27 protein-coding genes and 1 riboswitch are annotated in these 25,619 nt (G+C 66.5%); of the genes, 18 read left to right on the top strand and 9 right to left on the bottom strand.

The features are described from left to right. Nucleotides 1-116 precede the first annotated feature (116 nt). The 5 genes from ACQCSY_RS11930 (at nucleotide 117) to ACQCSY_RS11910 (ending at nucleotide 5,476) form a co-directional block, all read left to right on the top strand. Nucleotides 117-1,436 (top strand): MFS transporter, encoded by a 1,320-nt coding sequence (locus ACQCSY_RS11930; protein WP_427129017.1) that lies wholly within the window; start codon nucleotides 117-119, stop codon nucleotides 1,434-1,436. A gap of 60 nt (nucleotides 1,437-1,496) precedes the next feature. Continuing rightward, on the top strand, nucleotides 1,497-2,261 hold the full coding sequence (locus ACQCSY_RS11925) for an SDR family oxidoreductase (RefSeq protein ID WP_427129015.1): 765 nt from the start codon (nucleotides 1,497-1,499) through the stop codon (nucleotides 2,259-2,261). A 71-nt stretch (nucleotides 2,262-2,332) separates the two neighbouring features. Next, nucleotides 2,333-3,265 carry a 3-keto-5-aminohexanoate cleavage protein gene (locus tag ACQCSY_RS11920; protein ID WP_427129013.1) on the top strand — a complete coding sequence of 311 codons (933 nt, stop codon included), beginning with the start codon at nucleotides 2,333-2,335 and terminating at the stop codon, nucleotides 3,263-3,265. Nucleotides 3,266-3,269: 4 nt separating this feature from the next. Beyond that, complete coding sequence (locus ACQCSY_RS11915; RefSeq protein WP_427129011.1) at nucleotides 3,270-4,259, top strand: glycerate kinase; 990 nt, start codon at nucleotides 3,270-3,272, stop codon at nucleotides 4,257-4,259. Nucleotides 4,260-4,984: 725 nt separating this feature from the next. Continuing rightward, the gene (locus tag ACQCSY_RS11910; protein ID WP_427129009.1) at nucleotides 4,985-5,476 is read left to right on the top strand and encodes a carboxymuconolactone decarboxylase family protein; all 492 of its coding nucleotides are present in this window, start codon (nucleotides 4,985-4,987) and stop codon (nucleotides 5,474-5,476) included. A gap of 57 nt (nucleotides 5,477-5,533) precedes the next feature. Here ACQCSY_RS11910 and ACQCSY_RS11905 read toward each other — a convergent pair whose 3' ends face one another. The 4 genes from ACQCSY_RS11905 to ACQCSY_RS11890 are packed head-to-tail and all read right to left on the bottom strand — an operon-like array spanning nucleotide 5,534 to nucleotide 8,646. Beyond that, entirely contained in the window at nucleotides 5,534-6,583 is a 1,050-nt protein-coding gene (locus ACQCSY_RS11905; RefSeq protein WP_427129007.1) for a sulfate/molybdate ABC transporter ATP-binding protein, read from the bottom strand. Continuing rightward, complete coding sequence (locus tag ACQCSY_RS11900; RefSeq protein WP_427129006.1) at nucleotides 6,580-7,416, bottom strand: ABC transporter permease; 837 nt, start codon at nucleotides 7,414-7,416, stop codon at nucleotides 6,580-6,582. The genes ACQCSY_RS11905 and ACQCSY_RS11900 overlap by 4 nt, the downstream gene beginning before the upstream one ends. 7 nt (nucleotides 7,417-7,423) lie before the next feature. Then, a complete protein-coding gene (modA, locus tag ACQCSY_RS11895; protein WP_427129004.1) occupies nucleotides 7,424-8,239 on the bottom strand; it encodes a molybdate ABC transporter substrate-binding protein in 816 nt (271 codons plus the stop codon). Beyond that, nucleotides 8,236-8,646 (bottom strand): TOBE domain-containing protein, encoded by a 411-nt coding sequence (locus tag ACQCSY_RS11890; RefSeq protein WP_427129003.1) that lies wholly within the window; start codon nucleotides 8,644-8,646, stop codon nucleotides 8,236-8,238. The genes modA and ACQCSY_RS11890 overlap by 4 nt, the downstream gene beginning before the upstream one ends. Before the next feature lie 445 nt (nucleotides 8,647-9,091). On the opposite strand from ACQCSY_RS11890, the gene ACQCSY_RS11885 reads away from it, so the two are divergent. Both ACQCSY_RS11885 and ACQCSY_RS11880 read left to right on the top strand, forming a co-directional pair. Then, a complete protein-coding gene (locus ACQCSY_RS11885) occupies nucleotides 9,092-9,961 on the top strand; it encodes a DUF4031 domain-containing protein (RefSeq protein WP_427129001.1) in 870 nt (289 codons plus the stop codon). Further along, on the top strand, nucleotides 9,958-10,710 hold the full coding sequence (locus ACQCSY_RS11880; RefSeq protein ID WP_427128999.1) for a 2-phosphosulfolactate phosphatase: 753 nt from the start codon (nucleotides 9,958-9,960) through the stop codon (nucleotides 10,708-10,710). The genes ACQCSY_RS11885 and ACQCSY_RS11880 overlap by 4 nt, the downstream gene beginning before the upstream one ends. Before the next feature lie 55 nt (nucleotides 10,711-10,765). On the opposite strand, the gene ACQCSY_RS11875 is transcribed toward ACQCSY_RS11880, so the two are convergent. From ACQCSY_RS11875 to ACQCSY_RS11865, 3 genes are all read right to left on the bottom strand, one after another. Next, nucleotides 10,766-11,239 (bottom strand): SRPBCC family protein, encoded by a 474-nt coding sequence (locus ACQCSY_RS11875; RefSeq protein ID WP_427128997.1) that lies wholly within the window; start codon nucleotides 11,237-11,239, stop codon nucleotides 10,766-10,768. 102 nt (nucleotides 11,240-11,341) lie between these two features. Then, nucleotides 11,342-11,755 carry a YccF domain-containing protein gene (locus ACQCSY_RS11870; RefSeq protein WP_427128995.1) on the bottom strand — a complete coding sequence of 138 codons (414 nt, stop codon included), beginning with the start codon at nucleotides 11,753-11,755 and terminating at the stop codon, nucleotides 11,342-11,344. 141 nt (nucleotides 11,756-11,896) lie between these two features. Next, a complete protein-coding gene (locus tag ACQCSY_RS11865) occupies nucleotides 11,897-12,448 on the bottom strand; it encodes a YceI family protein (protein WP_427128993.1) in 552 nt (183 codons plus the stop codon). 290 nt (nucleotides 12,449-12,738) lie between these two features. On the opposite strand from ACQCSY_RS11865, the gene ACQCSY_RS11860 reads away from it, so the two are divergent. Then, nucleotides 12,739-13,806 carry a metallophosphoesterase gene (locus ACQCSY_RS11860; protein WP_427128991.1) on the top strand — a complete coding sequence of 356 codons (1,068 nt, stop codon included), beginning with the start codon at nucleotides 12,739-12,741 and terminating at the stop codon, nucleotides 13,804-13,806. Nucleotides 13,807-13,882: 76 nt separating this feature from the next. On the opposite strand, the gene ACQCSY_RS11855 is transcribed toward ACQCSY_RS11860, so the two are convergent. Then, nucleotides 13,883-14,611 carry a glycoside hydrolase family 16 protein gene (locus tag ACQCSY_RS11855; RefSeq protein ID WP_427128989.1) on the bottom strand — a complete coding sequence of 243 codons (729 nt, stop codon included), beginning with the start codon at nucleotides 14,609-14,611 and terminating at the stop codon, nucleotides 13,883-13,885. Nucleotides 14,612-15,223: 612 nt separating this feature from the next. Between ACQCSY_RS11855 and ACQCSY_RS11850 the strand changes: the two genes are divergently transcribed. The 8 genes from ACQCSY_RS11850 to ACQCSY_RS11815 all read left to right on the top strand — a co-directional run bounded on the left by ACQCSY_RS11850 (nucleotide 15,224) and on the right by ACQCSY_RS11815 (nucleotide 23,585). Beyond that, nucleotides 15,224-16,084 (top strand): glycosyltransferase family 2 protein, encoded by an 861-nt coding sequence (locus ACQCSY_RS11850; protein WP_427128987.1) that lies wholly within the window; start codon nucleotides 15,224-15,226, stop codon nucleotides 16,082-16,084. A gap of 19 nt (nucleotides 16,085-16,103) precedes the next feature. Next, nucleotides 16,104-17,084: a glycosyltransferase family 2 protein gene (locus ACQCSY_RS11845; RefSeq protein WP_427128985.1), complete on the top strand. Its 981-nt coding sequence runs from the start codon at nucleotides 16,104-16,106 to the stop codon at nucleotides 17,082-17,084. A gap of 69 nt (nucleotides 17,085-17,153) precedes the next feature. After that, nucleotides 17,154-18,254: a hypothetical protein gene (locus tag ACQCSY_RS11840; RefSeq protein ID WP_427128983.1), complete on the top strand. Its 1,101-nt coding sequence runs from the start codon at nucleotides 17,154-17,156 to the stop codon at nucleotides 18,252-18,254. Between the two features lie 11 nt (nucleotides 18,255-18,265). Next, entirely contained in the window at nucleotides 18,266-20,374 is a 2,109-nt protein-coding gene (locus tag ACQCSY_RS11835) for a glycosyltransferase (RefSeq protein WP_427128982.1), read from the top strand. Further along, nucleotides 20,371-22,239, top strand: a complete 1,869-nt coding sequence (locus ACQCSY_RS11830; RefSeq protein ID WP_427128980.1) for a hypothetical protein — start codon at nucleotides 20,371-20,373, stop codon at nucleotides 22,237-22,239. Before ACQCSY_RS11835 ends, ACQCSY_RS11830 begins: the two co-directional genes overlap by 4 nt. Beyond that, nucleotides 22,229-22,606: a hypothetical protein gene (locus ACQCSY_RS11825; protein WP_427128978.1), complete on the top strand. Its 378-nt coding sequence runs from the start codon at nucleotides 22,229-22,231 to the stop codon at nucleotides 22,604-22,606. The genes ACQCSY_RS11830 and ACQCSY_RS11825 overlap by 11 nt, the downstream gene beginning before the upstream one ends. Next, on the top strand, nucleotides 22,603-22,773 hold the full coding sequence (locus tag ACQCSY_RS11820) for a hypothetical protein (RefSeq protein WP_427128976.1): 171 nt from the start codon (nucleotides 22,603-22,605) through the stop codon (nucleotides 22,771-22,773). The genes ACQCSY_RS11825 and ACQCSY_RS11820 overlap by 4 nt, the downstream gene beginning before the upstream one ends. 344 nt (nucleotides 22,774-23,117) lie before the next feature. After that, nucleotides 23,118-23,585, top strand: a complete 468-nt coding sequence (locus ACQCSY_RS11815) for a hypothetical protein (RefSeq protein ID WP_427128974.1) — start codon at nucleotides 23,118-23,120, stop codon at nucleotides 23,583-23,585. Between the two features lie 135 nt (nucleotides 23,586-23,720). Here ACQCSY_RS11815 and ACQCSY_RS11810 read toward each other — a convergent pair whose 3' ends face one another. Continuing rightward, nucleotides 23,721-24,323 carry a phosphoribosylanthranilate isomerase gene (locus ACQCSY_RS11810; protein ID WP_427128972.1) on the bottom strand — a complete coding sequence of 201 codons (603 nt, stop codon included), beginning with the start codon at nucleotides 24,321-24,323 and terminating at the stop codon, nucleotides 23,721-23,723. A 151-nt stretch (nucleotides 24,324-24,474) separates the two neighbouring features. On the opposite strand from ACQCSY_RS11810, the gene ACQCSY_RS11805 reads away from it, so the two are divergent. Together ACQCSY_RS11805 and ACQCSY_RS11800 are read left to right on the top strand one after the other, a co-directional pair. Further along, entirely contained in the window at nucleotides 24,475-25,110 is a 636-nt protein-coding gene (locus ACQCSY_RS11805; protein ID WP_427128971.1) for a HutD/Ves family protein, read from the top strand. Between the two features lie 81 nt (nucleotides 25,111-25,191). After that, nucleotides 25,192-25,258: riboswitch (guanidine-III (ykkC-III) riboswitch) on the top strand. Between the two features lie 9 nt (nucleotides 25,259-25,267). Further along, the gene (locus ACQCSY_RS11800; RefSeq protein ID WP_427128969.1) at nucleotides 25,268-25,591 is read left to right on the top strand and encodes a DMT family transporter; all 324 of its coding nucleotides are present in this window, start codon (nucleotides 25,268-25,270) and stop codon (nucleotides 25,589-25,591) included. Nucleotides 25,592-25,619: the final 28 nt, after the last annotated feature.

Below are 25,619 nucleotides of genomic sequence, written 5' to 3'. Positions count from 1 at the left end.
CCAACGCGGCCAGCCACCCTGCTTCAACGGGGCTGCCGGAATGCCGTCCGCCTTCAACATGCCGTCCAACCCATCCTGACCACCTATTCCGACCACCTATTCGAGGACGAAGACCCATGTCAGTTGTATCCGCACCAAAGAAGATGCGCACACCGCAGGAAATAAACGGCATGATTCTCCGCCGCGTGATGCCGTTGCTGATCGGCGCCTACATCATGGCCTTCCTGGACCGCACCAACATCGGCATGGCCAAGGACCAGCTGGAGATCGACCTCGGCCTCTCGGCCACCGCCTACGGGGTCGGCGCCGGACTGTTCTTCCTGACCTACGCCCTGTCCGAGATCCCGTCCAACCTGATCATGCACAAGGTCGGCGCCCGCTTCTGGATTATGCGGATCATGATCACCTGGGGCATCATCTCCGCCTGCATGGCCTTCGTCCAGGGCGAATGGTCCTTCTACATCATGCGGATGCTGCTGGGCGTGGCCGAGGCCGGCCTCTTCCCGGGCGTCATGTACTTCCTGACGCAGTGGTTCGTGGTCAAGGACCGGGCCAAGGCCAACGGCATGTTCCTGCTGGGCGTCTCCATCGCCAACATCGTCGGCGCCCCGCTGGGCGGCCTGCTGCTGACCCTGGACGGCCTCGGCGGGCTGCACGGCTGGCAGTGGATGTTCCTCGTCGAAGGCCTGCCCGCCTGCGTGCTGGCCTACGTGGTCTGGAAAAAGCTCCCGGACCGTCCCAGCCAGGCGAAGTTCCTCACCGCCGACGAGGCCGCCGACCTCGAGGCCCGCATCGCCGCCGAAGAAACCGCCGGCGCCGAGGCCTCCGGCAACCACCGGCTCCGCGACGTCCTGAAGGACAAGCAGATCCTCCTCGTCGTCGGCGTCTACTTCACGCACCAGATCGCCGTCTATGCCCTGTCCTACTTCCTGCCCTCCATCATCGGCACCTACGGAAAGCTCAACCCGCTGCAGATCGGCCTGCTGACCGCTGTGCCGTGGATCTTCTCGGCCGCCGGCGCCCTGCTGGTCCCCCGCTTCGCCACCGACGGCCGCCGCTCCCGGATGCTGGTCACCGGAACGATGATCGGCATCGTGGCGGGCTTCGCCCTCGGCGCCGTCGGCGGTCCCGTGATCGGCATGATCGGCTTCTGCCTCGCAGCCTTCAACTTCTTCGCCCTGCAGCCGATCCTCTTCACCTACCCGGCCACGCGCCTCAGCGGCGCGGCCCTTGCCGGCGGCATCGCGTTCGTCAACACCATCGGCCTCTGCGGCGGCTTCCTGGGCCCATATGTCATGGGCTTCATGCAGGACGCCACCGGCTCCAAACTCTCCGGACTGTGGTTCATCGTGGCCATGTGCGCCCTCGGCGCGCTGCTCTCCCTGCTGCTCAAGCGCGGCACGGAGAAGCCCCAAGGCATCCCTGCTGCCCACTGACGCAGCCCGCTGACGCAACCAATGGCCTCCCACGCGGCCACCCCAACCCAAGGATTACTCATGGATTTCAGCTCACAAAGGGTCCTCGTAACTGCCGGAGCCAACGGCATCGGCCTGGCCATCGCCAACAAATTCCGGGAACTCGGCGCCACCGTCTTCGTCACCGACATTGACCCCGACGCCGTCGGGCAGGCACGCGTCGACGGCCTCTTCGCGGCCGTCAGCGATGTCTCGGACGAGGAGCAGGTCCTCGGGCTCATGGCCACGGTCCAGGAGGAGCTGGGCGGCCTGGACATCCTGGTCAACAACGCCGGAATCGCCGGACCCACCGGGCCCCTCGAGACGCTGGACGCCGCGGCGTGGAAAACGACGTTCGACGTCAACATCCACGGCCAGTTCTTCTGCATCAAGCACGCCCTGCCCCTGCTGCGCCAGGGACGCAACGCCTCGATCGTGAACCTCTCCTCGGCCGCCGGACGGCTGGGCATGGCCGGCCGCAGCGCCTATTCGGCGTCGAAGTGGGCCGTCGTCGGGCTGACCAAGACCCTCGCGATCGAACTCGGTCCGGACGGCATCCGCGTCAACGCCATCTGCCCCGGCGCCGTCAACGGCCCGCGCATCGACGCCGTCATCGCCGCCAGGGCCCGGATGCTGGACCTGCCGGAGGACGAGGTGTCGGCGCTGTACCATAACCAGTCCTCGCTGGGCCGGCTGATCGAGGCCGAGGACATCGCCAACATGGCCGTCTTCGCCGCCAGCGACATGGCCCGCAACGTCAACGGCCAGGCTCTCGCCGTCGACGGCAACACGGAAAAACTCTACTGACCTGACGCACCGGGATCCGGTCCGCCTGCGATCCTCCGTCCCACGATCCGACTCACCAAGGAGACATTTCCATGGCTGCTGCCCGCAAGGTCATCATCACCAGCGCCGTCACCGGCGCCATCCACACCCCGTCCATGTCCCGGTACCTGCCGATCTCGCCCGAGGAGATCGCCGACGCCGCGATCGGCGCCGCCGAGGCGGGCGCCGCGATTGTGCACATGCACGCCCGCGACCCCAGGGACGGCCGCCCCTCGCAGCACCCGGAGCACTTCGCCCCGATCCTGGACAAGCTCAAGCGCAACACCGACGCCGTCATCAACATCACCACGGGCGGCTCGCCGCACATGACCGTCGAGGAGCGCATGCAGCCCGCGGCCATCTTCAAGCCCGAGCTCGCCTCGCTCAACATGGGCTCGATGAACTTCGGGCTGTACCCGATGCTGGACCGCTTTACGGAGTTCGGCCACGACTGGGAGCGCGAGGGTCTCGAAAAGAGCCGCGACCTCGTCTTCAAGAACACTTTCCAGGACATCGAGACCATCCTGGGCATCGGCAACGAGAACGGCACGCGCTTCGAGTTCGAGTGCTACGACATCTCGCACCTGAACAACCTCGCCCACTTCCACGCCCGCGGACTGGCCAGGGGTCCGCTGTTTGTCCAGTCGGTCTTCGGGCTGCTCGGCGGCATCGGCGCCCACCCCGAGGACCTCATGCACATGCGCCGCACGGCCGACCGGCTGCTGGGAGAGGACTACGAATGGTCCATCCTGGGCGCCGGCAAGAACCAGATGCCGCTTGCCACGATCGGTGCCGCCATGGGCTCCCACGTCCGCGTCGGGTTGGAGGATTCCCTGTGGATCGGGCCTGGACAGCTGGCCACCTCCAACGCCGAACAGGTCACCCTGATCCGGACCATCTTGGAAGCCCTCAACTTCGAGGTCGCCACCCCGGACGAGGCACGGCAGATGCTGCAGCTCAAGGGCCGCGGCAACGTGGGTTTCTGAGCCGATGAGCATCCTGGTGGCCCCGGACAGCTTCAAGGGGACCTTCACCGCGGGCGAAGTGGCCGGACACATTGCCGCCGGAATCCGGGCGGCCGGCGGCACGGCCGTGGAATTGCCCGTGGCCGACGGCGGCGAGGGAACCTTTGAGATGCTGGTCCGCGGGCTGGATGCCCGCCCTGCCCGGGTCAGCACCCTCGGCCCGTGGGGAGACCCCGTCGAGGCGGCGATCGGGCTGGCAGCAGACGGGACCGCCGTCGTCGAACTGGCGTTCGCGAGCGGCCTGAACCTGCCCTCCGCCGGCGACCGGAACCCGGTGGCCGCCAGCACCTACGGCACCGGCGTGCTGATTGCGGAGGCCGTACGGCACGGTGCACGCCGCATTCTGGTGGCGGCGGGCGGCTCAGCCACCACCGATGGCGGGGCCGGTGCCATCACCGCGATTGAGGAGCGCGGCGGCCTCCGCGGCGCAGACATCGTGATCCTCAGCGACGTCACCACGCGGTTCAACGACGCCGCCCGCGTGTTCGGGCCACAGAAGGGCGCCGACCGGGCCACGGTTGAGGTGCTCACCCGCCGGCTTGAGCTGCTGGCGGATTCGTTCGCTTCTGAGTACGGCCGCGATCCGCGCCCGGTGGACCGGACGCGTGCGGCCGGCGGCTTCTCCGCCGGCATGTGGGCCCGCTACGGGGCCGACCTGGTGTCCGGTGCGGACTATGTGCTCGACCTGCTGGGCTTCGACTCGCAACTGGCCGCGAGCAGCGCGGTGGTGGTCGGCGAAGGGTGCCTGGATTCCCAGACCAGCCAGGGGAAGATCATCGCCGCCATCCTCGCCCGCGCGGGAACGACGCCGGTGTACGCCGTCGTCGGCTCCGTGGACCCGGACCCGGGAGATTTCGCGGACAGCTTTGCCGGCATCATCGTTGCCGGCGATCCGGGCGCCATGGCGGCCTCGGGCGCTGAATTGGTGCGTGCAACGGCGCCGGCCGGACGCTGACTGGACATGCGCCTCGCTGGTCCGCACCAATGGACATGAAGCCGTTATGCTGACTGGCCGAGTCCTCCCGTGGGTCGCGCCGATGACCGGACATGTCCTCCTGGCTGGCCCCGCCCTGGACATGTGCCTCGCTGGTCCGCACCAATGGACATGTCCCCCCGCGCTCAGACCGGACCACCGGACATGTCCCCCGCGAAGCCGGACCGCCGGACATATTCCCGTTATGCCCACTGCCAGGGCCAAGGAATGGACATGTCCCCCGGCGCTTAGACCGGACCACCGAACATGTCCCCCGCGAAGCCGGACCGCCGGACATATTCCCGTTATGCCCACTGCCAGGGCCAAGGAATGGACATGTCCCACGGCGCTCAGACCGGACCACCGAACATGTCCCCCGCGAAGCCGGACCGCCGGACATATTCCCGTTATGCCCACTGCCAGGGCCAAGGAATGGACATGTCCCCCCGCGCTCAGACCGGACCACTGGACATGTCCCCCTCTAAACCGGACCGCCGGACACATTCCCGTTATGCCCACTGCCAGGGCCAAGGAATGGACATGTCCCACGGGGATGATCCGCCCCGGAGGGCGATTCGGTGGCCGGCTCCCCCAAGGAGCCGTCCACCGAATCAAAATACCCTCCGCGTCTGAATCTTGTCACAGGTTTGACAAGATTGTCACACGATGCTCGGGGCTGCACCGAAGTGCGTAGGTATTCTGGGTCCATGGACGAGGCGGCGGCAGCGGAAATACCCGAACAGCAGCGTGTTTTTCTGGACAAGGAACATCCCGCGGCGTGGCGCGCCCTCAACGGTCTGGGCCTGAAAGCCAAGGAAGCCGCCGCGGAAGCGGGGCTGGACGGGACGTTGATCGAGCTGCTGAACGTCCGCATTTCGCAGATCAACGGCTGTGCCTTCTGCCTGGACCTGCACGTGGGCGACGCCGTGAAGAACGGCGAGTCCGCCCAGCGCCTTGCCGTACTCCCCGCCTGGCGCGACACGAATCTCTTCACCGAGAAGGAGCGAGCGGCCCTGACTCTGGCCGAGGCCGTCACGAACATCTCCGACGCCCATGCCCGCGAGCGTGAAGGCGCCCGGGCCAGGAAGCATCTCACGGCCGAGGAATTCTCCGCCGTCAGCTGGCTGGTGATCACGATGAACGCCTTCAACCGCGTCTCAATCGTCAGCCAGCACCCCGTCCGCCGCACCCGCGAGTAGCAAGCCGGAACTGCCGGCACGAGCCGGCGGTAGCAGCAGCCCGGGGACAGCCGGCACCTACGCCGGGTAGATCGACACCGCCGCCGCCTTGACCACGAAGTAGGCGCCCATGCCGGGGGCCAGGCCGAGGTCCGCGGACGCGGCGGGCGTGATGTCCGCTGACATCTCGCCGGCCCGGACCCGGATCTGGTCCCCGTGCGGCTCCAGGTCCGTGATGGTCACCCGGAAAGAGTTCCGCGGGCTGCCGTGGGCCTCGCTGAGGAAGACGGACACGGCCGACGGCGGGAACGCGGCCACGCCCGCCTGCCCGGGGAGGAGCGGGTCGTCATGCTGCCCGGCGAATTCCAGTCCTTCCGCCGAGCGGATGCCGGTGGCGGTGACGGTTCCCGCGACCAGGTTCATCCCGGCAAGTCCGGCGGCAAAGCGGCTGCGCGGGCGCTGGAGAACGTCCCGGACGGGGCCTTCCTCCGTGATCTTGCCGTCCTCCAGCACGATCACCCGGTCGGCGAGCATATAGGCGTCCAGGACATCGTGGGTGACGATGATGGCCCGGCGGCCGGCAAGGACCCGCTTGAGCAGCCGGCGCAGCAGCGGTGCGGCGTGGATGTCGAGGGCGGCCATCGGCTCGTCCAGCAGCAGCACGTCGGGGTTGGCCGCCAGCGCCCGCGCCACGGCCACGCGCTGGGCCTGGCCGCCGGACAGCTGCCCCGGTCGCCGGGAGGCGAGGGATTCGGCGTCGACTTCGGCCAGCCAGCGCAAGGCGGTCTCGCGTGCGGCGGCTTTGGCCGCCCCCGCACTCCGCGGCCCGAAGGCGACGTTTTCGAGCGCACTCAGGTGCGGGAACAGCAGGGGTTCCTGGGCCAGGAGAGCGGTGCCGCGGCGGTGCGGCGCAGTCCAGGTGTTCACCCCGGGGCTCAGGTCGAACAGGACCCTGCCATCCACCTCGCCCCGGCCCGTGTCCGGGCGGAGCAGGCCCGCGATCACCGACAGCAACGTGGACTTGCCGGCCCCGTTCGGGCCAAGCACGGCGATCGTCTCGGCAGGCGCCAGGCTCAGTGACACGTCGAAGCCTCGGTCGGCGACGGCAGCCTCAATCCGGACGGTCATGGCCCCGACAGCTCCCGCCGGGTGCCGCTGCGGGCGCCGGCAACCGCCGGACGCCGATACGACAGGCCGACTACGATCACCGCAACGGCCACGAGCAGCAGTGACAGCGCGACGGCGGCATCGGCGTCGGTCTCTCGCTGCAGATAGATTTCCAGCGGCAGGGTGCGGGTGACGCCCTGCAGGCTGCCCGCGAAGGTCAGCGTGGCGCCGAATTCGCCGAGGCTCCTAGCGAAGGAGAGCACGGCACCGGAGGCGAGCCCGGGCAGGACCAGCGGGACCGTGACCCTGCGCAGCACCGTTGTGGGGCGGGCACCGAGGGTCGCGGCGATGGCCTCGTACCGGCTCCCGGCCGAGCGCAGGGCACCCTCGAGGCTGACCACAAGGAACGGCAGGGCCACGAAGGTCTGGGCGAGGATCACCGCCGTCGTGGAAAACGCAATCTGGATCCCCGCGATTTCCATTGAACGTCCGAGCAGGCCCTGCCGGCCGAAGGTGTAGAGCAGCGCGATGCCGCCGACGACGGGCGGCAGAACCAGCGGCAGCAGGACGAAGGAGCGCAGGAGCCGCTGCCCGGGGAACTGTCCGCGGGCCAGGACGAGGGCCAGCGGAACGCCCAGCAGAACGCAGAGGACGGTGCTGGCCGCCGAGGTGCGCAGGCTCAGTCCGAGGGCGGTAAGCGACGATTCCGAGGTAACCAGGGGGATGAACTGCCGCCAGTTGACTTTGGCGACCATCGCGGCGAGGGGCAGCAGGACGAACAGGGCGCCCGCCGCGGCAAAGAGGTAGATCCAGCGCGGGATGCCGTGATACCCGCTGCCCCTGCCGTGCGTCATGCGTTCCTTACGGTGTGCCGAACCCGGCGTCGCCGAGGACTTTCTTGCCTTCGCTGCCGGTGACCAGCGCAATAAACGCCGCCGCCAGCTCCTTGTTCTTGCTCGAGCCTACTGTGGCGATCGGGTAGGTGTTGACGGCCTGGTCCGATTCGGCGAAGGGAATGCCCTTGACTTTGTCTCCGGCGGTCTTGACGTCCGTGACGTACACCAGGCCGGCGTCGGCCTCGCCCGAAGTGACCTTGCCCAGCACGTCTGTCACGGACGATTCCTCGCTGACCGGCTTCAGCGTGGCGCCGGTGGCCTTTTCGACCGTATCGGCGGCGGCTCCGCAGGGGACCTGGGGTGCGCAGACAACCACGCGGACGCCGGGCCTGGCCAGATCGGCGAAGGACGTGATCGACGCCGGGTTGGCAGGAGGGACGGCGATCTCGAGGACATTGGTGGCGAAGTTCGTCGCGGTCCCCTCCAGCAGTTTGGCGTCGGAAAGCTTGACCATATTCTTGGTGTCCGCCGAGGCGAACACATCGGCAGGGGCGCCTTGGGAGATCTGGGTGACGAGGTCCGAGGAGCCGGCGAAGCTCAGCACCACCTTGGTGCCGGGGTTCGTCGCCTCGAACTGGCTGGCCAGCTTGGTGAACGTGCCCTTCAGGGAGGCTGCCGCGAAGACCGTGATGGTTCCGGATAGCGTCTGCGGCCCGCTGGCGCTCGCCCCCGAACCGGTGGTGCCGGCTGCGCCGCCGGGCGTTCCCGACGCGCAGCCTGCAACGCCCACCACGAGTATGGCGGCGACGAGCAGAGCGGAGTACTTTGGCACGAGTCTCATATGAGGCTCTTTCCCTTGGGTGTTTCGATAATCACTGTGGTGGCCTTGACGACGGCGGTGGCGACGGACCCGAGCTCCAGCCCCAGATCGCGCACGGCCTCGCTACTCATCAGCGACACCACCCGGAACGGCCCGCACTGCAGCTCCACCTGCGCCATCACGGTGTCCGCGGTGATGGCGGTGACCAGTCCCACGAAGCGGTTCCGGGCCGAGCTGCCCACCTTGGCGGGGTCGTCCGGGAGCTGGGCCTGCTCCCGGGCAAGCTGCGCGAGCTCCAGTCCGTCCACCGCCAGCCGGCCGGCGTCGTCCTTGACCGGAGTCAGGCTTCCGTTCTCGATCCAGCGCCGGACGGTGTCGTCACTGACACCGAGAAACCGTGCCGCCTCGGAGACGCGAATATTAGGCATAGTGCGATCCTAGTTCCTCATCTGCGGAGTTACGATGATCTTCTGTCCGCAAAAGCATAATCTACAGCAAGCATCGTCCAAGTTATTACCCATAGCCTCCGGCAGGACCCCGCCGTACGATTTTTGAGTGGGGCGGAGCCATGGTCACCAAGGAGCACTGCCATGACATGGGTTAAGCCGGACCATCCTGATCGTTGACGCGACGCGGAACCTGCCCGGTCCCCGTTCCCAGCAGCTGGTCGCCCGCTGGGGCGGAGCCGTCGCAGGCCCGGCCGCCGCCGGCGCGCCCCTGCGGCCAGCAGGCGAAGGCGTGGGTGAAACGGTTCCGCGAAAACATCGCCCCCTATGCCACGGGCGGCGTCTGGCTGAATTTCGTCGGCGATGAAGGCTTCGGACTGCTGCCGCATACGGGTCCACCCGGCGCGGGCCGCATTAGACTGCCTGCATGGCCGTCTACGTTGATCCGCCGCTCTGGCCTGCCCACGGCACCCACTTCTCCCACCTGATCTCGGACACCTCGATCGAAGAGCTGCACGCCTTCGCGGCGGCGGCCGGCATCCCGGAGCGGGCGTTCGACGGCGACCACTACGACGTCGTCGAGGCCCGGTACAGGGCGCTCGTGGCGGCCGGCGCTGTCCCGGTGGAGGGGCGGATCCTGGTGCGGAAGCTGATCGCCAGCGGGCTGCGGATCCCTGCCCGCCAGCGCGGGAAAGCCCTGAAGGTCCCGCTCCTGAACCGCTGGAGCGAGGTGCTGCCGGGCCACGACGCCCTCTTCCTGGACCTGCTGGACCGCTGGGGCGAGGGGCACCGGAAGTACCACGGCCGCACCCATCTGCTGGCCGTCCTGGAGGCCCTTGACCTCCTGGCCGACCCCGCCGCGCCGCCCCGCACGGTACTGCTGGCGGCCTGGTTTCATGACGCCGTCTACCGCGGCGTCGCGGATCAGGACGAGGAAGAGTCCGCCAGGCTGGCCGAGGACCGGCTCCGGCATGCCGGACTCCCGGCCGCCGAGGTGGACGAGGTGGCGCGCCTGGTCCGGCTCACGGCCGGCCACCGGCCGGCGCCCGGGGACGACGCCGGCGCCCTGCTCAGCGACGCCGACCTTTCCGTTCTGGGCGGGGAACCCGAAGCCTACGGCCGCTACCTGGCCGCCGTCAGGGAAGACTTCGCGCACATCGGCGACGCCGACTTCGCCGCCGGGCGCGCCGCCGTCGTCCGCCAGCTCCTGCAGCTCGAGCCGCTCTTCCACACCAGCCGGGGCCGCGAACTCTGGCAAGCGGCGGCCCGCCGGAACCTGCGCGGCGAACTCGGATGAGCGAGGCCCTGCCGGCGCACCGCCAGCTGCCGTTCACCGTCCGTTGTGAGTGGGGGCTCGACGGCGCCATGGCCATTGCGCCCGGCGCCGAGCTCGCGGTGGTGGTGGACGTCCTGAGTTTCACCACATGCGTCAGTGTCGCGGTGGAGCGGGGGGTCGAGGTCTTCCCCTACCGATGGAAAGACGGGTCCGCCGAAGACTTCGCCCGGGGCCGCAGAGCCCAGCTCGCCGGCAGGCGCGGAGGCCCGGGGCCCAGCCTTTCGCCCGCGAGCCTGCGGAAGGCGCCCCAGCTGGGCCGGGTGGTGCTGCCCTCCCCCAACGGCTCCACCATCTCCCACGCGCTGGCAGGACTGGCGCCGAGAGTGGCTGCAGTATCGCTGCGGAACGCCCGGGCCACGGCCGAGTGGGCTGCGGAGCATTTGCCGCCTGGGGCGGTGATTGCCGTGGTCGCCGCGGGGGAACAGTGGCCCGGCGGGGCGCTACGGCCGGCCCTTGAGGACCAGTTGGGGGCGGGAGCATTCCTCGCCGCTCTTCCTGGACACCGCCGGACCGGATTTTCTCCAGAGGCCATGTGGGCCGCGCACGCCTTTGCCGCTGCGGAACCGCGGCTCGCGGAGACACTTCGGGAGTGTTCCAGCGGCCGGGAGCTGATCTTCGGAGGCTACGCCGAAGACGTGGAGATCGCCGCCGAACTCAACGCCAGTACCGCCGTCGCACTGCTTTCGGACGGTGCTTTCTGCAGGACTTAGCTGCCACGCGGTGCGTGGCCGCCAGACTGGACTTAGTCACCGGGGCCGGGCGCTGTCAGGCGGTGACTCTCACGTGATTCGCCAGCCGGTCGAACGACTCACGCCAGCCGTCCCCGTGGCTGTCGCGGCTTGCCGCCGACTCGAACGGTCCCTGGGTGAAGGTCATCTGCGTGCCGTCGTCGATCTCCTCCAACTGGATCGTCACCTCGGTCTCGAAGCCCCGGGTGCCGTCCGGTTTGTCCCAGGCGTGGGTGAACACGAGGAGGCTCGGCGGCTCGATGTCGGTGTGGACGCCGCTCCACCAGTGTTCCTGCCCGGTGCTTTCCTGGATCATGCAGGCCCGGTACAGGCCGCCGATCTCCAGGTCCGCGTCGATGCTCTCACGCGGGACATGGAAGCCGTGCGGACCCCACCACTCCGGGGCCTGGTCCGGGTCCGTCAGCGCGGACCACACCACAGCGATCGGGGCCTTGAACTCGCGGACGATGACCAGCATGAGGTCTTCGCTCGTGGGTGCCTTCTCAGTCATCTTGGTCTTCCTCGGTTTCCTTGGACTGAATTCTCTGGAGGATTGGCTGGAGGATTCGCCGGAGGCGGGGGTCGGCACCCCGTCGAAGCTGCCGCAGGAGCCCTAGCGCCGGCCCTTCCCGTAAGCCGTCACAAAAGGCGTATTGCTGGGGACGATCTGCTTGCCCAGCGGCATCAGGGACACCGGGATGAGCTTGAGGTTGGCGATCGCCAGCGGGATGCCGACAATCGTGATGGCCATGGCGAAGGCTGTGATCACGTGCCCGACCGCAATCCAGATGCCGGCCACGAGCAGCCAGATGACATTTCCCAGCAGGGCGAACACGCCGGTGCCGCCGGGCTTGTCCACGACGGTGCGGCCGAAGGGCCAGAGCGCGTAGGAGGCGATGCGGAACGAGGCGAGCCCCCACGGGATGGTGACGACGAGCAGGCAGCAGACAATGCCGGCCAGGAAGTATCCGAGCGCCAGCCACAGCCCGCCAAAGAGCAGCCAGATGATGTTCAGGAGTGTCTTCATGGCTCCATTGTCTCCCGCCCGGTGCCGATTCGGCCCTTGGCCTCCCTGAGGGTGGTGCTGACGGCCGGCACCGCGGAGGAGTCCGCCACGAAGCGGCACGGTGCCAGGCCGGCCGCAGCCCGGCTGGCAGCGCGATCCGTCCTAGGACGCGGCCTGTTTCACCAAGGCCGCCTCGACGTTGATCTTGACCTTGTCGCTGACCAGCAGGCCGCCCGCTTCGAGGGCGGCGTTCCAGGTCAGGCCGAACGCCTTGCGGCTGATGTCCGTCTCGGCGCTGAAGCCTGCCCGGGTTGCACCAAACGGATCCACCGCGATGCCGGTGAACTCGACTTCGAGCTCCACGGGCTTGGTGACGTCGCGGATCGTGAGATCGCCGGTCAGCACATAGTCCTCGCCGTCGCCCCTTATCCCGGTGGCGCGGAACGTCATCTCCGGGTACTTCTCGACGTCGAAGAAGTCGGCACCGCGGACGTGGGCATCCCGGTTGGCGTCACCGGAATCGAAGCTGGCGGTTTTGACCGTGGCATGCAGGCTGGCATCCGCCAGGGAGTCCCGCACCCGGGCCTCCGCGGAGGCCTCGTTGAAGCGGCCGCGGACCTTGCTGATGCCGGCATGGCGGACGCTGAAGCCAACTTCGCTGTGGGACATGTCCAGCGTCCAGACGCCGGGGGTCAAACCTTCGGGCAGAGTCACAACGGTCTCCTTCGAGCGGGTGGCGGGCCGATCCCGCCGGGTCATCGGGGTACTCCCCCACAAAGCATGCTAACGAGGAAGACTGCCCCGGGCTAGGGCGCGGCTCTGGACGGCCCACGGGCGCCGGCGCCTCCGGCAACAGCGCAGGACACGACGGGACACCGCCGCAGGGAAACCCGGATCCGGTCTTCGCCCCCATTGCCGAGTTAGTCTGGCGTACAAATAGCGAGTAATACCGAGCAACACCGAATTTTCGCAGAATACTGATCAACCCAATGATGTGAGGAATCGTGGCCGGATCGCGGGGCAATCTGGGCAAACTGGGCAAGGCTGGCATCGGAGCCGGCCTGCTGAGCCTGGGCCTGATACTGTCCGCCTGCCAGCATGGTCCGCCGGACCCAACGCCGGCACCGATATCCAGCCCCGCAACGGCGCCTGGCGCCCCCGTGCACTTCACCGCCCAAGGAGACATCGGCGTCAGCACGGGGGCCCGGAAAGTGCTCGACGTCGTTGCGGGGCTCAAACCCCACCTGAACCTCACCCTCGGCGACTTCACCTACAAGGCCGGGATCGAACAGAAGTTCTGCGACATGGTCACCGGCAGCCTCGGCGCGGACTTCCCCTATCAATTGTTGACTGGAAACCACGAGAGCGACGGCCATGACGGGGATATCGAGAAATTTGTCCAGTGCCTTCCCAACAAGCTGCCCGGCGTCCAGGGCGTCTACGGCACGCAGTGGCAGGCGGATGCTCCCGAACAGAATCCGGTTGTTCGCTTCATCATGGTCTCTCCCGGCATCGATTTCCGGGACGGGCAGCCACTGGATTACTCGAAGGACAGCGAACGCTGGCGTTGGACCGCGGACGCCATTGACGAGGCAAAATCGCAGAAGATCCCGTGGACCGTGGTGGGCATGCATGTCCCTTGCTTGAGCATCGGCAACTACGGCTGCCCGGCCGGCCACGAGTTCACGAACATGCTGATCGAAAAGAAGGTCGACCTCGTGTTGTCCGGCCATGACCACGTCTATCAGCGGACGCACCAGCTGGGCGTGGGCGGGCAATGCCCGGAGCTCGTTCCGGCAAGCTTTTCTGCCGGGTGCCTGACCGATACCGACAGCACCATGGCGCAGGGCTCAGGGACTGTTTTCGCCACTATCGGGGTCGGTGGTGTCGGACTTTACAACGTCAATGCCGACGACCCGGAAGCCGGCTATTTCGCCAGCTCGTCCGGAAAGAACCGAAATCCGGCTCTGGGGACACTGCACGTCACCGCCACGGCCGCCGAATTGGCCGCACGGTTCGTTCCCGCAGAGGGATACACCTTCTCCGACTCCTTCACCCTCCAGCGAAGGTAGCCCGGTGACTGTTTGGTGAATGGCGGCGTAGCGAATGGCTGCAAACCCAGCGAGGCCCTACATTCTCGCCGGTCTCTCAGTCTCGCGTCCAGAGGCTGACCCAGTCGAGGTACACGTGCCCCTGGGTTTCGGGAGCGGGACATCCCGTCAGGCAGGACTCGGTCTGCAGAATGAAATGCATCGGGGTCGTGGGGGTAGAGGTCGTGCTCGCACCCAGGGATGCGCCGTCGAGAAAGAATTCAACACGCCCCGGACTCCACTCCAGGGTCGCCACGTGCCACGACGTGGCGAATTTGTCCGAATCAAACTTTTCAAAAGCGTCAGCGCCGGACCTGGGGAAATGCATTGCAGCGTAAATAATCCGGGCGAGATCGCCCTCAGGAAAGTCGATCTCGCCATCCCTCGGCCAGACGCCGCTATCCGGCCACAGAAGCCACGCCGTCTTGAAACCTGCCAGCGAATCAGCCCGGTAGCGAACCGAGTATCGCCCGTACAGGAAGCTGTTGGCACGTGCCGGATTGGCGCTGGCGTTCGGGATTTTCGGCATGGGCGCGGCACCCATGGAAATGCCGTTTTCCGAGTGCAGGTACCAGTCCAGGGCGCCGTTCCGGACGCTGAGCACTTTCGACGGGTAGTAGCCCGATTTTCCTCCGCTGACTTGCCCGGCCGTGTCCGGCGTCCCATCCTTATATCCCGCGGTCCACCGCGCCTTGTAGAGCTCGCCCGGGAAGGCGCCCACCGGGACGTCGCCAGCGGAAAAATCCTCCGCGAAGACCTGTTTCCACCCGGGCAGATCGCCGCTCATAGTCAGATCCGTGGTCCGGGTCGGAGAAGGGGCCGGCTCGGGGGTCGACTCCGGGGCCGAGCCAGTGGCCGAGCCCGGGGCGGCGCCAGCGGGTGCTGACCCGGTAGGTGACTCGGATGTTGAACCGCTGGGTGAAGCGGCTGCTGATCCCGCGGGTGACTCGGATGTTGAACCGCTGGGTGAAGCGGACCCCGAGGTGAACATTGGCCGCTGGCCCGTGGCAGCCGGGTCGGCACCGCAGCCGACGAGCACCAGCACGACGGCGGGAGCGAGCATGATCCTGAAGCTACGGAGGCGCCGGGCGTTTATTCTGGCGGCGCCCCCCTTAACGGGTGTCCGCATGCGGTCAGTGTCGCACGGACGGAACCAGGCGATCAACTGCTTTTTGTGCCAAAGCGGCTGATGCTTTTCAGCAACATCCACTTGACGAACAGTTCAGTTGAAGTTTCAACTTAACCCAAGGTTAATGCAAGGTGACGCGACCAATATTTAGGTCTGGGGTATTTCACTAAGTTGCCTACAACTGATCAGCGAACAGCACGGGTCTACTTCCCCTTTTGGAGGGACAGGGAAAGCGCGGTGGTTGAGGCGAGCAGACTACGTCATTGAGTGGTGAGGCCAGTGTCTATCCCAAATCTCAAACCGAATGTGCGCCCCCAAACGACGCCCCCTCCGGCAAGCCCGTCCGTCAGTGTGGTCATCCCCACCTTGAATGAGGCAATGAACCTGCCCTGGGTTCTTCGACGAATGCCCTCCTACGTGGACGAAGTAGTGATAGTCGACGGCCGCTCCCTCGACGGCACCGTCGATGTTGCCCGGGCCCTGCGTCTGGACGTCGTAGTGGTTGCCGAGCCACGTCCCGGCAAAGGCAACGCCGTGCGCGCCGGCTTTGCCGCGGCCTCCGGTGACATCATCGTCATGCTGGACGGGGACGGGAGCATGGACCCCCAGGAGATCGGCTGGTTGGTCACGCCGCTCCAGCACGAATACGACTTCGTCAAAGGCTCGCGCTACGTGACGGGCGGCGGCTCAGACGACATCACCTGGCTGCGCAGCAGCGGTAACAGGATGCTGACTGCGCTCGCGAACGCTGTCCTTCACAGCGATTACTCGGACCTGTGCTACGGCTACATAGCGCTCCGCCGGGAATGCGTTGACATTCTGGAACTGAAGTCGGACGGTTTCGAGATCGAGACCGAACTGATCGTGCGGGCCTCCAGGGCGGGTCTTCGGATTGCCGAAGTGCCCAGCCACGAGCTTTCCCGCATCTCCGGGCAGTCAAATCTCCACACATTCCGGGACGGGTGGCGCGTACTGAGGACCCTCGCGCGGGAACGCGTGAGTTGGGAGGCACCCACCGCCGGAGCTCGTCCCGAGGCCCTGCGACGGGTGAAGTACAAGTATCCCAGCACCGTTTTCCCCCATATCCCTACGGATCCCCAGAGTGTCCTGGGCCTGCGGGCGGGTGAATAAGATGTCCCAGTTTTCCGGATTGCCGGCAGTTTCTGTGGTCATCTGCTCCTACTCCGAGGAGCGGTGGGAGATGTTGATGGGCGCGCTGGAATCCGTTCGCGCCCAAACGCTGACGCCCAAACAGACGATCGTCGTCGTCGACTACAACATGGAACTCTACAAGAGGCTCATCTTCACGGTCCCGGACGCGGTGATCGTCGAAAACACAGGCCCCAAGGGCCTCTCCGGCGCCCGCAACACCGGAGCCGGCGTGGCAAACGCCGAGATCGTGGCTTTCCTCGACGACGACGCCGAGGCGGAGCCGGCGTGGCTGGAGCGGCTTGCGGCGCTCTACGACGACCAGGACGTCCTGGCGGTGGGTGGTCGGGTCGAGCCGCTATGGGCAGCTGGGCGTCCGGGTCACTTCGCCGAAGAGCTGGACTGGATTGTCGGCTGCACGTATCGGGGCGTGCCCAAAGTCGCCGCCGAGGTGCGCAACGTCATCGGGGCGAACATGTCATTCCGCGCTGACGTCCTCAACCGTGTCGGCGGTTTCAACACTTCGCTAGGTCGCCAGGACGCCATTCCGCTGGGCTGTGAAGAGACAGAACTCTGCATCCGGGCCGTACTCGGTGCCCCCGGTTCCCGTGTCGTCTACGAACCGGCTGCCCTGGTGCACCACCACGTCCCTGCGGAGCGGGGCACCCTGCGCTACATGCTCTCACGCTCCTGGTCCGAGGGGATTTCCAAAGCACAGGTGAGCAGGGTGGTTGGCCACAAGCGGGCACTGGGCCCTGAACGGCGGTATGTCCGGCAGATTCTGCCGCGGGCGGTGTTTGCCGGAGTCCGCGGCTGGATCCGTGGCGAGGAGCCAGCCGGACTCGGCCGTGCGGCGACTATTATCGCTGTCCTCGCGGCCACCGCCATCGGCTACGTGCGCGGCCGTCGCCTGCCTCTCGCGCCCGCACCAGTCAAAGCCAGCCAGGTGTCGCCGGACGAGCTCTGGAGGGAAGTCCAGTGAAACGAACCAGTCATCGGCATACCCCGCACGTTGCCCCGGAGGCAGCCCCGAACCCAGAAAGCTTGGATCATGAGCCAGTCTGAACGCGACGTGAAGCAGCCGATCGGTGCATCGGTTGGAGCCAGTTTCGATGTCCATGGCATCGTGGGCATCGACGTGGAGCCGGGGACGCCGGGCGAGTCGCAGCTGCGTGACATGCTCGCCCCGTTCCTCGGGAAGTCCACCGCGCCCAGGCGGATAACCATCGGCGGAAAAGTCTCACCCGTTTCCGGTCAGTCGCACGCCGAGGACGCCTACCGATTCACTGGGGACTCGCTGTACATCCCCGCGGACCGGGTTCAGGTCATTGAAACCCCGGACGGATATCGGATCGAAGGGGCCGGCGAGCTGTTGACCTCAGTGATCCCTTTGCTGGACCGCCTGTGCGTCCGGGAGGAGACCGCGATGATCCACGCCGCGGTGGTGGACTTCCGTGGCTCCGGGGTACTCCTGCCAGCGTGGGGAGGCGTCGGGAAGACCAGCACAGTGGCGAAGTTGGTTGCCATGCGGGACGTACGATTCATGGCTGACGACTGGGCCTTCATGGGCGCCGGCGGAATGCTCATGGGCTATGCCAAGCCGATGTTCATTAAGCCCCACCACAGGGCCATCTACCCGGACATGTTTCGTGGAACCCGCAAACCGCTGGCGCCGGGATGGCTCACAACCCCTGTCGCCCATCTGGCCACGGCCGTCCATCCGGTGATTGTCCGCTATCCGAAAACTGCCGCGTTCACCAGGCGCTGGTCCCCCGAGCACCGGATGGTGCAGCCGGATCATGTCTTCGGATCAAACCGGATCTCTTCGGCGGCCCCGGCCCAGCTGGCCATCTTCCTCGAACGCTATGACGGGTCGGACGCCCGGCTGGAAGCACGAAGCACAGAGTGGATGACGTCCCGGATCGTCGGGAACTTCCATTCCGAACTGCCCATGGTGTCGCGGCGGCTCGTCGAGGCCCTCGGTGCTACCAGCCTGGTCCCGTTGGAAGAGCATTTCGGCCAGAAGGCTGCCGTTGTGCGGCGGGCCCTGGAGGATGTGCCGTGCTGGTTGCTTCGGCTGCCTGCCTCCTGGTCCGCGGATCAGGCCTCCGACTTCATCGCGAACCTGGTCCGTTCAAAGCTCGACGAGTGAGGTGAGGCCACGTGAGCGATCTCAAGGTGTCGGTTGTTGTTCCGGCGCGCAATGCCGCAGCTTGGTTGGGCGAATGCCTGGAGTCAATCGGCCGCCAACACCCGCACGAAATGATCGTGATCGATGGATGCTCGACGGATGACACGGCCAACATTGCCCGTTCCTTCGGGGCGATCGTCATCTCCGACGAGGGCCGCGGCTTGCCGGCCGCGCGGATGCTGGGTGCTCGGAGCGCCAGTAGCGACGTGGTCGCCCTCATAGACGCCGACGTCGTCCTTCCGCCGGGCACTTTGGGACGGCTCCTGGACGAATTCGAGTCGGGCGGCTATGACGGGCTGCAATTCGGGCTGGCCAGCGAGGCCGACGGTCCGGGGTACTGGGGTGCGGCTCTGGCCTGGCACCACAACCACAGCCGCGTGCGCACCTGGTTTGGAGTCTGCGCCACCCTCATGCGCCGTGACGTGCTGCTTTCGGTCGGCTTCGACGACGACTTCCGCTCCGGGGAAGATGTCGAGTTGCGGATCCGGATGGAGCAAGCCGGCTACCGGCTCGGCGTCTCCAGCTCCACAGTGGTCAGACACCGGTTCGCCGACACCTTTGACTATGCCCGCGACCAGTGGCTCCAGGACGGCGCCGGGATGGCCCGGACCATACGCAAACATCCGTCCCGCGCCAGCTGGTTAGTGGTCCTTCCCCTGCTGGCATCAGTCCGCGGCGTCGGCTTGTCCCTGGTACAAGCCCCCCGCTTCCTGCCCTACTGGATGGGCTTTTTTCTCTACAACTACCGCGCCATGTTCGGTGAGATCCTGCGACCCGCAAACCAGACCCTCTCGGTGGGAGGAAATGCAGCCTGGCTGGCCGCGGCGAGGGTAGCCCCCATGCTGACCGGTTTCCTGTTCTGGGCGCTCGCTGCCCTCGTGCTTCCTCAGGCGCAGATAGGTCTGGGCTCGGCGGTGGTGTCCGCGGCTCTTCTGACCGTCCAGCTGGGAATGCTCGGCGTCGGGCCCGCGACGCTGACTCTTCTCCCCGCCGAAACAGACGGAGGCCGCCGCCTCATAGCCACCAGTCTGCTCACCGTGGGGACGTTTTCCCTCGTCGTGGCAGGAGTACTGGCCGGCATTACGCACTCCCTCGGTTCGGGGGTGGGAGAGGCCTGGAACGATCCCCTCGTAACAGTCATATTCCTGGCCACGGCCCTCTTCGCCGCCAGCGCCTATCAGCTCGACCATGTCGGCGTTGCCCAGCAGCGCGCTGACCGCACACTTGTCCGAAGCATCGTGCAAAGTCTGGTGCAGCTTGCCTTCCTGGCCGCCGCGTTCGCCGTCGGAATCCGCGAACTGTGGGTCATCGTTGGCGCTGTTGGGGCCGGAGCGCTGGTAAGTGTTGTCGTGGGCCTGCACCAGCTCAGCCGCGCCAAAGTCTCCCCTGACTGGAGACACGGACTGCGGCCACGCCCGGCCTTGAAACTCTTGAAACCCGGGCTTCCGAACCACGCGCTCATGCTCGCAGACCGCGCACCTGGTTACCTGCTTCCCCTCATCGTTGCCGCCACGGTGGGCCCTGCGGCGACTGCCGCGTGGTACATAGTGTGGATGATGGCCTCAGCGGTCTTCTTCGTGCCGCAGTCCGCCGGGCTCACCCTCCAGACGGCCCTGGCCGGCACGCGTTCAAGACCCGGTCTCGTCGCCTCCGCACTCCGGGCCAGCCTTCTGCTGACTCTCGCGGCCGGGCTGATCCTGATGCTTGCCGGGCCACTACTCCTCCGCTTTCTCGGGCCGCAGTACGCTTCCGCTTGGATTCTGCTTCCCGTACTAGTTCCGGCACTGCTCCTGAGCTGTGTGACCCAGGTCTACTACGGGCTGTGCCGAGCCCAAGGGCGTCTGTTTGAATCCACAGTTGTGGCCGTCCTGGCCGCCATCCTGGTCGTGGCGCCCGCCGCGGCCGTGGCCCAGCAATATGGCCTTACCGGAGTATCCCTGCTCTGGTCCGTCGCTCAGGCGACGGTTGCTCTGATCGCCATACTGCGCCTGATCACGCTGACCCGAATGAAGGCCCCCGCCGTACCAGGCGAGGTTCCTGCGGCGGCGCGCCACCAGCCGACTCGAATCGAGAAATCATGACACGCGAAACGGCAGCAAGTCTCTCCGTGCGAACCGCCCAACGTGTGCGAGACGGCGGTGCAAAACCGCCCACCGACCGTAACCTTGGACTGACGCCCTCCTGGCACGTCAACGCCCTGGCCGCCGTAGCCGCGGCGGCCCTGGTGCTCGGCGTCTGGAGCTTGACCCGGGTCGATCCCCTGCAGATTGGGGGCGCCGGACTCATCCGAGCGCTGCCTCCTGCCTACTTCATCGCGCTCGCTCTCAGCTTGGCCGGTTTCGTGGCCTCCCTGAGTCTTCGCCGGTTCGTCCCGGCCCTTCTGACGTGGCAAGTTCTGGTCACGGTGATCGTCCTGGACGGTGCCGACCCGATCATCCATGGCTTGCCGCGTCTGGAGGCGAGCTTCCGGCATCTGGGAATTGCCGACAACATCGCCCAGTCAGGCCAGCTGGATCCCGGGCTGGACGCGTATTTCAACTGGCCGGGCTTCTTCGACCTGTTGGGAATGCTGTCAGGCGCAACCGGGGTAAAGGACCTGATGGGCATCGCGACGTGGGCTCCCGTTGGGATCAACATCCTCCTGCTGGCGCCGCTCTTGGCGCTGGCAAAACGATTGACCGCAAATCCCCGCCAAGCCTGGGCGGCCGTGTGGATCTTCTATCTGACCAGCTGGGTGGGACAGGACTATCTGTCACCGCAGGCCTATTCCTTCGTGCTCATGCTCACTCTGATTGCCTGCCTTCTCAGCGCCTTCAGCGGATGGGCATGGCCTACGGACCGCAACCGGTTCTCCACGTGGCTTGCCCGAATTGTCAGCAGGTTGGACGGCGCGGTCCCGCGGCAAGGCCTAGTGGAGCCTTCCAAAGCGGACGCAGCCGTGCTCGTCGTGGTCTGTTCGCTGATCCTCCTCGCGATGACAGCATCACACCAACTCAGTCCCTTCGCGGTAATCCCGATCATGGCCGTCTTGCTGCTGACCGGCCGACTCCGGCTGCGCTTTCTGCCGGTACTCGCTGTGGTGCTGCCGGTGGGCTGGCTGCTCTTTGCCGCATCAACATATCTGCAGGGACACTATGGCCAGCTCTTCGGCTCGTTCGGCGACATCGGTGCGAACACGGTCGGCGCGCTGAACACAAGGGTCTCCGGCAGCGATGCGCACATGTTTGTCGTTTATACGCGAATGGCCGAGGTGGCGCTGGTATGGATCCTTGCCGTCGTTGGAGCCATAGCGGGCTACAGGCGGAAAGCGCCGTGGCTCGCGGCCGCGGCTTGTGCGCTGGCGCCCCTGGTCCTGATCCCGGCCCAGCCGTACGGGGGTGAACTGCTGCTCCGCCTGTACCTCTTCAGCCTGCCGTTCGCCGTTTGCCTGGCGGTGCTGCCACTGATGTCCGACAGGAGTGCCGGGCTGAGCTTGCGGCGCGCTCTGGGCTTGTTGCTGCTGGGCTCGGTACTCGCCACGGCCACGGTCGTTTCCCGCTATGGAAACGACGGTATGGAGAGTTTCAGCAACGATGAAATCGCCGTCGTGAACCGCCTCTACTCGACTGCCCCTACCGGAGCAGTCCTCATCGAGGCGGTGCGCAATACGCCGTGGAGATTCCAGCACTACGCGGATTATGACTATCGAGCTCTCGTTGCTGCCGAGCCAAGCCACGCTACGGCCCCGCTCACCTGTGACGCGGCCAACCAGATCGCCCACAAATCGGGGGCGTATCTGATCATCACGGAAAGCCAGCAGGAGGCGGCCGATCTTCGCGGCTCGACTCCCCCAGGCGACCTTCAGCGTTTCATCGCCACATGCGGCACCAATCCTGGCTGGACAAAGGTTTTTGAAAATGCCGGCGGCGTGATTTTCCACATCGAAGGAGTTAGCAATGGCAACTGAACGCAGCTATGTGAGCTATGCGACGGCCGTCGTGGCCTTAGCCGCCATACCACTCTCGTTCTTCGGCCCCGGTGGCCTGCGGATGGCGGTGATCGGCCTGTTGATGCTGGCAGGCCCCGGAACAGCGTTGGTCCTGCTCCTCCGGATTGATCCTCCACGCTCCGTGCAAGCGACCGGGGCGCTTCCCCTTAGCATCGCCATCGCAATCGCCTTCAGCCTTGCGATGTCCACGCTCGTGGCGACGGCGATGATCTATGCACGTCTCTGGTCCCCTCCGGCAGGCGTCTGTCTCTTGGCCATCGCCACGCTCGGCCTCCTGGGATTCGAGCTCAAGAGGTCCAAGCGCTCCTTGGTGCGTGCGAAATGATCGTCTTCCTGACGGGCCTCGCCACCGTAACGGCACTCGTGAGCTGCGACGTGCTGCGTGTACTAAAGCCTGATCGAGCACTGCCGCGGGCAGTGGTGATCGTCACCGCGGCCCTCCTGTCTGTAGTTGGCATCTCGGCGGTAGTGCAGCTGGTGCAGCTGGCGTGAACGGACCCAGCATGCTCGTTGCCACGGCGCGAGATCAAATGAACAAGTCGAACCAATCACTGAAAGTAAAATCAATGAGAAAACTAAAAGCACTTAGCACAGTGGGGACGCTCGGACTGCTAGTAGCCGGTACCCTTGTTTTCGGTTCCGCGCAGGCAAGTTCGGCGGCCACGTGCAAGACGGGCACTCCCGTACCAACCAACTCTTACCCCGGAACCACGGTGGTTGCCTCAAACTTTGAGTCCGGGAGCCTTTCCCCCCTCATTCCCAAGGTGGCGGGAACAGGCACCGCAGGTGTTTTGAGCCCGACAGCGCACACCGGGTCTTGTTCAGCCAAACTGCACGTGACGACTGATTCCGGTTCGCTTGCAAACCTCTCCACCCCCTCCTTCCCCTCGGGCACCAAAACTGTCTACGCGGACGGCTGGTTCGACATCACCACCGCGGGAGTCGCCGGCAACGATGTCCCGTACTTCCGGTTCTTCTCCGGCACAACCCGGGTTGCGGACATCTACCGCTACAACAGCAACGGACAGCTCTGGCTGCGGGTGACTGCGCCGAGCGGCTCCTTTGTCTACACGAAGCTGATCGCCGGAAGCATTTCCCTGAGCGCCTGGCATCACGTCACCATGCGGGTGACAGCCAACGGCAGTAAATCAAACATCCAGGTGTGGTTCGACGGAGTGCAGAAATACAACAGCAGTACCGTCAGCATGCTCGGGAGCAGCCTGAGCAAGGTTCAGCTCGGTGCCGAGCACACCCGCCAGAAGGGCGATGAGTACATCGACGACGTCGTGATTAAGCGCTCCTAGCTGGGCGGAACCACCCTGCGTCCCGCAGGCGCGAGGAACGCCTGACGAAAGAGCATCAGGAGAGCGGCAGCCAGGAAATCGCCCCGGCTGCCGTTCGCCTGCGTGAGCTCAGAGGCCTGTCAGGCCCTGGAAATCTCAGTCCGACGATTTCGCGGCCTTCACGAACTCCCTGATCTTGGCCAGGTCCTTGACGCCGCGGGATGATTCGACGCCGGAGGACACGTCCATGCCCCACGCGCCGGCCTCCGCTGCCGCCCGGGCGACGTTGGCGGGATCCAGGCCGCCGGCCAGCAGCCAGCGCCGGCCCTCGAGCCCCAGTGCCCGGACCGAGCTGTAGTCCCAGGCCTCGCCGGAGCCGGGCACGGCGGCGTCGATCAAAAGCAGCTCCTCGCCCCAATCTTCGAACGCTTCCGGGGCGGCCGACATGGTGACGGCCCGGATGACCTTCATGCCGGCGTCGTGCACCGTCCGGACGTCCGCCGGGGAGCGGTCGCCGTGCAGTTGCACCCAAGCCAGGTCCGCCTCGCGAGCCACAGCGACGGCGTCCGCGGCCGTCTCATGCCGGAAGACCCCCACCGCGGGGAGCCCGGCGGGGACACAGGCCAGGAGGTTCCGAGCCTGTGCCGGCGTGACTTCACGGGGGCTTCGGGTCAGGACGAAGCCGACGGCGTCCGCCCCGGACTCGACCGCGGTGCGGACTGACTCGGGGGTGCTGAGACCGCACACTTTGACGAACATTCCGGCTCCTTCTGCAACGCTTCTTGCCTCTGACGTTAGCAAGACCGCGCAGCCGCTGCCGAGGTTTCGGTGCCGGCGTCAAGTGTCACGGCCCGAGTCACATCCCGCATGGGGCGGCGGCGGCGCCGGAGCCGGCGGATAGGCTGGGCCCATGGAGATCATCCGCTATGCCGAGCTCAAAGCCCAACCCTGGCGCAACGGCGGCGGGGTGACCCGCGAATTGGCACGCCACCCCCGGGCTGCCACAGGGCAGGACGGCGCCTGGGACTGGCGGGTGAGCATCGCCGAGGTGTCCAAGGCCGGCGACTTCTCCTCCTTCCCCGGTATGGACCGCGTGATCACCGTCATTGACGGCGAGCTGATGCTGCTGAGCGTCGACGGCGCCGAGCACCCGCTTGAGAAATACCGCCCGTTTCGGTTCTCCGGCGACGCGGACTCGGCCGGGGCTCTGCCCACCGGCGACATCCGCGACCTGAACCTCATCACCCGCAGGGGCGCCTTCAAGGGCTACACCTCCATCATCGAACTCTCCAAGAAGCGCGCCCATCCCGTGTTCGAAGGCCAGCTCGGAATCCTGCTCCAGGGCCAGGCCGCGGTCAGCCCCGGCACCGCGGACGCCGGCGCGCCCGTCCCTGGTGAGGCGGGGGGCGGCGAGCCGCCGGAGGCGGGACGCGTCGAGCTGAACCGCTACGACGCCGTCGTCGGTTCAGACACGGCCACGCCGGAAATCCTTGGCCGCGGCTTCCTGGCCGTCGTGTCCATCGACCCCGTATCTGACGGCGGTTAGGACGGGCCTGGCACAGCATAGCTGTCTGTACTGTCCGGGCAGCCTTCACCCGCGCACCGTCGGACGTTGATAGGCTGGAAACCAAGGTTCCTCCTCCGGGACCTCCGGACGACGGTTCAGTACCCGGTACGCGACAAGACTGGCCAAGGGAGCCGTCATGCCGTGGGCAATGCTCATCCTCTCCGGTGCGCTGGAGGCAGTCTGGGCAGCAGCCCTGCACCGGGCCTCGCGGGCCGCGGGCAGCCGCAGACTGGTCCCTGCCGCCGTTTTCCTAGTCTCCGTCCTGGCCAGCACCGCCGGCCTGGCGGTGGCCATGCAGACCATTCCCGTCGGCACCGCCTACGCGGTGTGGGTGGGCGTCGGCGTCGTCCTGACCTCCGCCTACGCGATGATCGCCAAGGTCGAACGTGCGACGGCGGGGCGGATCCTGCTGCTCGCCGGGATCGCTGCGTGCGTTGCCGGGCTGAAGGTGGCGGCGTGAACGTGGGCCCGAAACTGGCCGGCCCAAA

Origin of the sequence: Pseudarthrobacter sp. S9 (assembly GCF_050156545.1) — a bacterium.
In the GTDB taxonomy this organism is placed as follows: domain Bacteria; phylum Actinomycetota; class Actinomycetes; order Actinomycetales; family Micrococcaceae; genus Arthrobacter.
Note: the sequence above shows the minus strand (reverse complement) of the source record. Positions and strands in the feature narration are given on the sequence as shown.

Bases quoted from the DNA above. Each gene is read 5' to 3' on its own strand.
- ACQCSY_RS11930 (WP_427129017.1), top strand. From the start codon at position 117: ATGTCAGTTGTATCCGCACCAAAGAAGATGCGCACACCGCAGGAAATA.
- ACQCSY_RS11925 (WP_427129015.1), top strand. From the start codon at position 1,497: ATGGATTTCAGCTCACAAAGGGTCCTCGTAACTGCCGGAGCCAACGGC.
- ACQCSY_RS11920 (WP_427129013.1), top strand. From the start codon at position 2,333: ATGGCTGCTGCCCGCAAGGTCATCATCACCAGCGCCGTCACCGGCGCC.
- ACQCSY_RS11915 (WP_427129011.1), top strand. From the start codon at position 3,270: ATGAGCATCCTGGTGGCCCCGGACAGCTTCAAGGGGACCTTCACCGCG.
- ACQCSY_RS11910 (WP_427129009.1), top strand. From the start codon at position 4,985: ATGGACGAGGCGGCGGCAGCGGAAATACCCGAACAGCAGCGTGTTTTT.
- ACQCSY_RS11905 (WP_427129007.1), bottom strand. From the start codon at position 6,583: ATGACCGTCCGGATTGAGGCTGCCGTCGCCGACCGAGGCTTCGACGTG.
- ACQCSY_RS11900 (WP_427129006.1), bottom strand. From the start codon at position 7,416: ATGACGCACGGCAGGGGCAGCGGGTATCACGGCATCCCGCGCTGGATC.
- modA (WP_427129004.1), bottom strand. From the start codon at position 8,239: ATGAGACTCGTGCCAAAGTACTCCGCTCTGCTCGTCGCCGCCATACTC.
- ACQCSY_RS11890 (WP_427129003.1), bottom strand. From the start codon at position 8,646: ATGCCTAATATTCGCGTCTCCGAGGCGGCACGGTTTCTCGGTGTCAGT.
- ACQCSY_RS11885 (WP_427129001.1), top strand. From the start codon at position 9,092: ATGGCCGTCTACGTTGATCCGCCGCTCTGGCCTGCCCACGGCACCCAC.
- ACQCSY_RS11880 (WP_427128999.1), top strand. From the start codon at position 9,958: ATGAGCGAGGCCCTGCCGGCGCACCGCCAGCTGCCGTTCACCGTCCGT.
- ACQCSY_RS11875 (WP_427128997.1), bottom strand. From the start codon at position 11,239: ATGACTGAGAAGGCACCCACGAGCGAAGACCTCATGCTGGTCATCGTC.
- ACQCSY_RS11870 (WP_427128995.1), bottom strand. From the start codon at position 11,755: ATGAAGACACTCCTGAACATCATCTGGCTGCTCTTTGGCGGGCTGTGG.
- ACQCSY_RS11855 (WP_427128989.1), bottom strand. From the start codon at position 14,611: ATGAGCGGCGATCTGCCCGGGTGGAAACAGGTCTTCGCGGAGGATTTT.
- ACQCSY_RS11840 (WP_427128983.1), top strand. From the start codon at position 17,154: ATGAGCCAGTCTGAACGCGACGTGAAGCAGCCGATCGGTGCATCGGTT.
- ACQCSY_RS11830 (WP_427128980.1), top strand. From the start codon at position 20,371: ATGACACGCGAAACGGCAGCAAGTCTCTCCGTGCGAACCGCCCAACGT.
- ACQCSY_RS11825 (WP_427128978.1), top strand. From the start codon at position 22,229: ATGGCAACTGAACGCAGCTATGTGAGCTATGCGACGGCCGTCGTGGCC.
- ACQCSY_RS11820 (WP_427128976.1), top strand. From the start codon at position 22,603: ATGATCGTCTTCCTGACGGGCCTCGCCACCGTAACGGCACTCGTGAGC.
- ACQCSY_RS11810 (WP_427128972.1), bottom strand. From the start codon at position 24,323: ATGTTCGTCAAAGTGTGCGGTCTCAGCACCCCCGAGTCAGTCCGCACC.
- ACQCSY_RS11805 (WP_427128971.1), top strand. From the start codon at position 24,475: ATGGAGATCATCCGCTATGCCGAGCTCAAAGCCCAACCCTGGCGCAAC.
- ACQCSY_RS11800 (WP_427128969.1), top strand. From the start codon at position 25,268: ATGCCGTGGGCAATGCTCATCCTCTCCGGTGCGCTGGAGGCAGTCTGG.